Source organism: Micromonospora sp. ATLC20 (assembly GCF_057196585.1).
The window spans coordinates 1-6,203 of the sequence record NZ_JBXUOV010000256.1; the positions used below are offsets into that span (position 1 = coordinate 1).

General features: G+C 74.4%; 6 protein-coding genes. 4 read left to right on the top strand and 2 right to left on the bottom strand.

Features of this window, described 5'->3' with window-relative positions; translation table 11 throughout:
• The coding region (locus AC2CHG_RS29325; protein WP_484526017.1) for a DUF998 domain-containing protein at positions 1-631 on the bottom strand (631 nt) is incomplete at its 3' end.
• 151 nt (positions 632-782) lie between these two features.
• Between AC2CHG_RS29325 and aspS the strand changes: the two genes are divergently transcribed.
• The 4 genes from aspS to AC2CHG_RS29345 all read left to right on the top strand — a co-directional run bounded on the left by aspS (position 783) and on the right by AC2CHG_RS29345 (position 5,481).
• The gene (gene aspS / locus AC2CHG_RS29330) at positions 783-2,588 is read left to right on the top strand and encodes an aspartate--tRNA ligase (protein ID WP_357210996.1); all 1,806 of its coding nucleotides are present in this window, start codon (positions 783-785) and stop codon (positions 2,586-2,588) included.
• Positions 2,589-2,652: 64 nt separating this feature from the next.
• On the top strand, positions 2,653-3,462 hold the full coding sequence (locus AC2CHG_RS29335; protein WP_484526018.1) for an SDR family oxidoreductase: 810 nt from the start codon (positions 2,653-2,655) through the stop codon (positions 3,460-3,462).
• 61 nt (positions 3,463-3,523) lie between these two features.
• Complete coding sequence (locus tag AC2CHG_RS29340; protein ID WP_262012393.1) at positions 3,524-4,135, top strand: ArsR/SmtB family transcription factor; 612 nt, start codon at positions 3,524-3,526, stop codon at positions 4,133-4,135.
• Entirely contained in the window at positions 4,132-5,481 is a 1,350-nt protein-coding gene (locus AC2CHG_RS29345) for an MFS transporter (RefSeq protein WP_484526019.1), read from the top strand. Before AC2CHG_RS29340 ends, AC2CHG_RS29345 begins: the two co-directional genes overlap by 4 nt.
• An 87-nt stretch (positions 5,482-5,568) precedes the next feature.
• Here the strand turns inward: AC2CHG_RS29345 and AC2CHG_RS29350 are convergent.
• Positions 5,569-6,203 (bottom strand): GNAT family N-acetyltransferase (locus tag AC2CHG_RS29350; protein WP_484526020.1); only part of this gene is annotated, 635 nt, incomplete at its 5' end.

Here is a 6,203-nt window from a genome sequence, read left to right on the forward strand (position 1 = left end):
GGGCCGTCCAGTGCCGGTGGGCCCGCCGCGCGGACAGCACCGCCGCCAGCGGCCAGAGCGTCACCGCGAGCGCCGCCACCCGTTCGGCCAGCCCGGTCCGGGAGCCGCCGGTCACCTCGGCCACCGACCACCCGAACAACGCCAGCAGCACCGCCGTGACGGCCAGCGCCACCGGCCGGCGGAACGCCCACGGCGGCCGGCCCGCCGGGGAGGCGGCCACCTCGCGCGGCACCCTGCGGGGCAGACGCAGCGCCGTCCCGGCCGGCCACAGCGCCAGCGCGAGCACCGCCACGGTGGCCACCACGCCGTGCGCCGGGGAGCCACCCACCTGCGGCCGGGGGAACGCGATGAGCGCGACGGTGGCCATCCCACCCACCGCGAGCAGGAAGCGGCTCGGCAGCCCGGCGGCGTGCAGCGCGGCGGCGGTGGCGCAGTAGCAGCAGCCGAGCAGCACCAGCGCGCCGCCCATCAGCCACGGATCGGTGGCGCCCTCGCCGGCCAGCTCGCTGATCGTGTCCCGCACCGGGTCGTACCCCGGCCCCTGGCGGGCACCCGCCACCGTCCAACCCGCCACCAGCAGCGCGGGCGCGGCGGCCGCGGTGGCGACGGCCCAGCTCGGTACGGCACGCACCCGGCCACGGTAGACCGCCGGACCCGGCCCGCACCGCGCTTTCGCCACGCACCCGGGGTGGCCCGGCTCGACGGGTGCCGGGGAGCGGGCCCGCCCGCCCTGACAGAATGCGGGGGAGCAGTGAGTGGACCAGATTGAGGAGACGCCAGCCGTGATCCGTACCCACAATGCCGGAAGCCTGCGCGCCGCGGACGCCGGCTCGACGGTGACGCTCGCCGGGTGGGTGGCCCGCCGGCGCGACCACGGCGGTGTCATCTTCGTCGACCTGCGCGACGCCTCCGGCGTCGTGCAGGTGGTCTTCCGCGAGGAGGACGCGCACGCGCTGCGCAACGAGTTCTGCGTCAAGGTCACCGGCGAGGTGACCCGCCGCCCTGAGGGCAACGAGAACCCGGACCTGCCCACCGGTGAGGTCGAGGTGACCGCGTCCGAGCTGGAGGTGCTCTCCGAGGCCGCGCCGCTGCCGCTTCCGGTGGACGACCAGATCGAGGCCGGCGACGACATCCGGCTCAAGTACCGCTACCTGGACCTGCGCCGGGGCGGCCCGGCCAAGGCCATGCGGCTGCGCTCGCGGGCCAACCAGATCGCCCGCGGCGTGCTGCACGAGCGGGACTTCCTGGAGATCGAGACGCCGACGCTGACCCGCTCCACCCCGGAGGGCGCCCGCGACTTCCTGGTGCCGGTGCGGCTGCAGCCGGGTAGCTGGTACGCGCTGCCGCAGTCGCCGCAGCTGTTCAAGCAGCTGCTGATGGTCGGCGGCATGGAGCGGTACTACCAGATCGCCCGCTGCTACCGCGACGAGGACTTCCGCGCCGACCGGCAGCCGGAGTTCACCCAGCTCGACATCGAGATGTCGTTCGTCACCGAGGACGACGTGATCGACCTCGGCGAGGCGATCGTCTCGGCGCTGTGGAAGGACCTCGCCGGCTACGAGATCGCCCGGCCGATCCCGCGCATCACCTGGCACGACGCCATGTCCCGCTACGGCTCGGACAAGCCGGACCTGCGCTACGGCGTGGAGCTGACCGAGCTGACCGACTACCTGCGCGGCACCGAGTTCCGGGTGTTCGCCGGCGCGATCGACGCGGGCGGCTACGTCGGCGCGGTGGTCATGCCCGGCGGCGCCTCGCAGACCCGCAAGGAACTGGACGGCTGGCAGGACTGGGCCAAGGCGCGCGGCGCGCGCGGCCTGGCATACGTGGTGCTGGACGCCGAGACCGGCGAGGCGCGCGGCCCGGTGGCGAAGAACCTGTCCGAGGCGCACCTGGCCGGCCTGGCCGACGCGGTCGGCGCGAAGCCCGGCGACGCGGTCTTCTTCGCCGCGAGCACGAACACCCGCGAGGCGCAGGAGCTGCTCGGCGCGGCCCGGATCGAGATCGCCAAGCGGTCGAACCTGGTCGACGAGAGCGCCTGGGCGTTCTGCTGGGTCGTGGACGCGCCGATGTTCGAGCGCACGGACGAGGGCGGCTGGACCGCCGTGCACCACCCGTTCACCTCGCCGAACGCCGAGTGGGTGGACCGGTTCGAGGAGGCACCGGACCGGGCGCTCGCCTACGCGTACGACATCGTCTGCAACGGCAACGAGATCGGCGGCGGCTCGATCCGTATCCACCGGGGCGACGTGCAGCAGCGGGTGTTCGACCTGCTCGGCATCACCGCCGACGAGGCGCAGGACAAGTTCGGCTTCCTGCTGGAGGCGTTCAAGTACGGCGCCCCGCCGCACGGCGGCATCGCGTTCGGCTGGGACCGGGTCTGCATGCTGCTGGCCGGCGCGGACTCGATCCGCGAGGTCATCGCGTTCCCGAAGACCCGGGGCGGCTTCGACCCGCTGACCGGCGCGCCAACCCCGATCACCGGGCAGCAGCGCGCCGAGGCCGGCATCGACGCCAAGCCGAAGGCGCCGACCGGCCCGCACGCCGGCACCGCCGGTCCGGCCGCACCGGTGGCCGACCCGACCTGATCCTCGCCTCGTCGAAAGGCCCGCGTCATGATGACGCGGGCCTTTTCGATCTTCAGGGGGACTGATGCATCTGCTCGTGGTGGGAGCCAGCGGCTTCCTCGGCGCCGAGGTGTGCCGGCAGGCGGTCGTCGCCGGGCACCGGGTGGTCGGCACGTACCACTCCACCGCCGTCGCGGTGCCGGGCGTCGCGCCGCACCGGCTCGACGTGACCGACCGCGCCGCCGTGCGCGAGCTGATGATCCGGGTACGCCCCGACGCGGTCGTCGCCACCCCCTACCGGTACGACGACTGGGCGGTCACGGCGGACGGGGCGGCCCACATCGCGGTCGCCGCCGCCGAGGTGGGTGCCCGGCTGGTGCACCTGTCCAGCGACGCGCTGCACGCCGGGCGTCCGAAGCCGTACGCGGACGAGGACGTGCCCACGCCGCTGCACCCGTACGGGGCGGCGAAGGCGGCGGCGGAGACGGCGGTGCGGGCGGTGGACCTGGGCGCCGTGCTGGTGCGGACGTCGCTGATCGTGGGGGAGGGCAGCAAGCAGATCCAGCTCTGCCGGGACGCGCTGGCCGGCCGGGCCACGCTGTTCACCGATGAGCTGCGCTGCCCGGTGCACGTCGCCGACCTCGCCGCCGCGGTGCTGGAGCTGGTGCCGGGCGACTATGCCGGGCTGCTCAACCTGGCCGGGCCGGACGCGGTGAGCCGCGCCGAGCTGGGGCTGCTGGTGGCCCGGCACGACGGGGTGGACGCGGGCGGGCTGCGGACGACCACGATCGCCGCCGCCGGGCTGCACCGCCCGGGCGAGGTGGTGCTGGACTCCACCCGCGCCGCGGGGCTGCTGCGGACCCGGCTGCGCGGGATCACCGAGCTGTACGGCTAGTTGCACAGAATCTTTGCAAGCATCTTGTGCATGGAAAGTGTGCACAGATATTGTGCATCTCATGGAGGAGAAGAAGGAGCGCACTGTACGCATCGACCACCGGCAGGTCCGCGCGCTGGCCCAGCCGCTGCGCATGCGGCTGATCGGGGCGCTGCGCGTGGGCGGCCCGGCCACCGCCACCGCCCTCGCCGAGCTGCTCGGCACCAACAGCGGCGCGACCAGCTACCACCTGCGGCAGCTCGCCGAGGTCGGTCTCGTGGTCGAGGACCCCGACCTCGGCACCGGGCGGCAGCGCTACTGGCGGGCCGCGCACGACGTCACCAACTGGGAATCAAGCGACTTCGACGACGACCCGGACGCGCGCGCCGCGATCGAGTGGATCGAGGCGGACTACGTCCGCTTCTTCGCCCACCACGCCGACCGCTGGTTCGCCCAGCGGCACCAGTGGGCGCCCGCCTGGCGCGACGCGTTCGGCATGGGTGACTTCTTCATGCGCATCCCGGTCGACCGCCTGGAGGCGATCAAGGAGGAGGTCTTCGCGGTCTTCGAGCGGCACCGCGACGAGACCGACCCCGACGATCCCGACGCCGAGATGGTGCAGCTCTACCTCGCCGCCTTCCCGCTGGCACCGGTCGTGCCGCTGGCTCCCGACCCCACCGAGGAGAAGCCGTGACCGCGCTGTCCGTACGCCAGATCCGGATCCGCTACCTCACGCTGTACGGCCTGCGCTGGCTACCCAGCGGCCTGCTCATGCCGGTGATGATCCTGCTGATGCAGGAACGCGGGCTCACGCTGTCCCAGATCGGCCTGGTCGCCACCGCGCAGGGCCTCGTCGTGCTGGCGCTGGAACTGCCCACCGGCGGCTTCGCCGACGCGCTCGGCCGCAAACCGGTGCTGGTCGTCGCCTGGGTGCTCGGCCTGGGCTCGCTGGCACTGATGGCGGTGGCCGACTCGTTCTGGATGTTCTTCCTGGTCTGGGCGCTGCAGGGCGTCTACCGGGCGCTCGACAGCGGCCCGATGGAATCCTGGTACGTCGACGCCACGCTCGCCGTCGACCCGAAGGCCGAGTACGAGCGCGGCCTCGGCTGGGCCGGCACCGTGATCGGTGTCGCGATCGGTGCGGGCGCGCTGATCAGCGGCGGCCTGGTCGCGCTCGGCCCGGTCGGCCCGGTCAGCGCACTGGCCCTGCCGGTGATCGTCGCCGCCGTGCTCCAGGCCGTCTCCATCGTGGCGCTGCTCGCGCTGATGGCGGAGCGGCGGCCGGCATCCGGCCCGGCCGCGCTGCGCGCCTCGGTGGTCGACACGCCCCGCATGGTCGGGCAGGCCGTCGGGCTGCTGCGCCGCAACCGGGTGCTGGCGGCCCTGGTCGCCGTCGAGCTGTTCTGGGGCTTCGGCATGGTCACCTTCGAGTCGCTGCTCCCGGTACGCCTCGCCGAGGTGCTCGACGACCCGGCCCGCGCCGCGGCGCTGCTCGGCCCCGCCGGTACGGCGGCCTGGCTCGCGAACGCCGCCGGCGCCGCGCTCACCCCGTTCCTGCTGCGCCGCCTCGGTGCCGCCCCGGCCGCCGCGCTGATGCGGATCCTCCAGGGCGTGACTGTGGTCGGCATGGGCCTGCTGGCCGGCCCGGTCGGCATCCTCATCGCGTACCTCGCCTGCTACGCCGTGCACGGCGCGTCGAACCCGCTGCACATGGGACTGCTGCACCGGCAGGTCGACGGCCCGTACCGGACCAGCGTGCTCTCGCTGAACTCGATGGCCGCCCAGCCGGCCGGCGCGCTCGGCGCGGTCGCGCTCACCGCGCTGGCCGACGCCACGAGCGTCAGCCTCGCCATGATCGTCGGCGGGGTGGTGCTCGCCGTGGCCGCGCCGCTCTACCTGCCGGCCTGGCGCGCCGCCCACCGCGCCCCGCAGGACGTCACCGTGGAACCGGAGTCGGCGGTGGGCGGCCCCGGCCACGCCGGCCCGCCCCTCGACCCCGCCCCCGCGGTGGCCGCGCCCGCTCCCGCCGGCCGCGACTGAGCCGACCGGCCGGGTGGAACGTCATGGGTGTCTCGGACGTCGTTTGACACCCATGACGTTCCACCCACGCGGTCGGGGCGCCGCGTGTCAGGCGAGCTTGACGGAGGTGCGGCGTTCGGCGGCGGTGAAGCCGAGCCGGCGGTACAGCCGGATCGCGCCCACGTTGTCCGGGTAGACACCCAGCGCCACGGCGTCGTACCTGCCGAACAGGGCGCACGTCATCCCGGCGGTCAGCGCCGCGCCCAGCCCACGCCCGCGATGCCCCGGTGCGACTGTCAACCCGGCCAGGAAGCCGATGTCGCCGCGGCTGCGATCGGCTCCGCAGGCGAGCAGGCGGTCACCGTCGCGGATGCCGTACCAGTCGACGATGCCCGGCTCGCCCGGCCGCGAGGTGGTGGCCGGGAACGCCTCCTCGATCAGCGCGGCCAGCGCGGGGTGGTCGGCGGCGGTGAGGCGTACCACCCGCTCCTGCTCCGGCTGGTGCGGCGGCGGCGCGGTGGTCCAGAGGAAGTCCCACTCGATCAGCCGGGCCACCGGCAGCCGCGCGGCCACCTCGTCCGGATCGGCGTGGGACAGGTTGATCGACTGACCGGCTCGCAGCGTCCCGTCCGCCCGGTGGGCGGCGAAGACGTCGAGCGCCGGGCCGGGTTCGCCGACCGCGCCGCCGGCCGACCACTCGCCCGGCGGGAGCAGCCATCCGACCGCGCCGCCGTGCCGCCATC

Coding starts and splice junctions, on each gene's coding strand:
- AC2CHG_RS29335 (WP_484526018.1), top strand. CDS start 2,653: ATGCATCTGCTCGTGGTGGGAGCCAGCGGCTTCCTCGGCGCCGAGGTG.
- AC2CHG_RS29340 (WP_262012393.1), top strand. CDS start 3,524: ATGGAGGAGAAGAAGGAGCGCACTGTACGCATCGACCACCGGCAGGTC.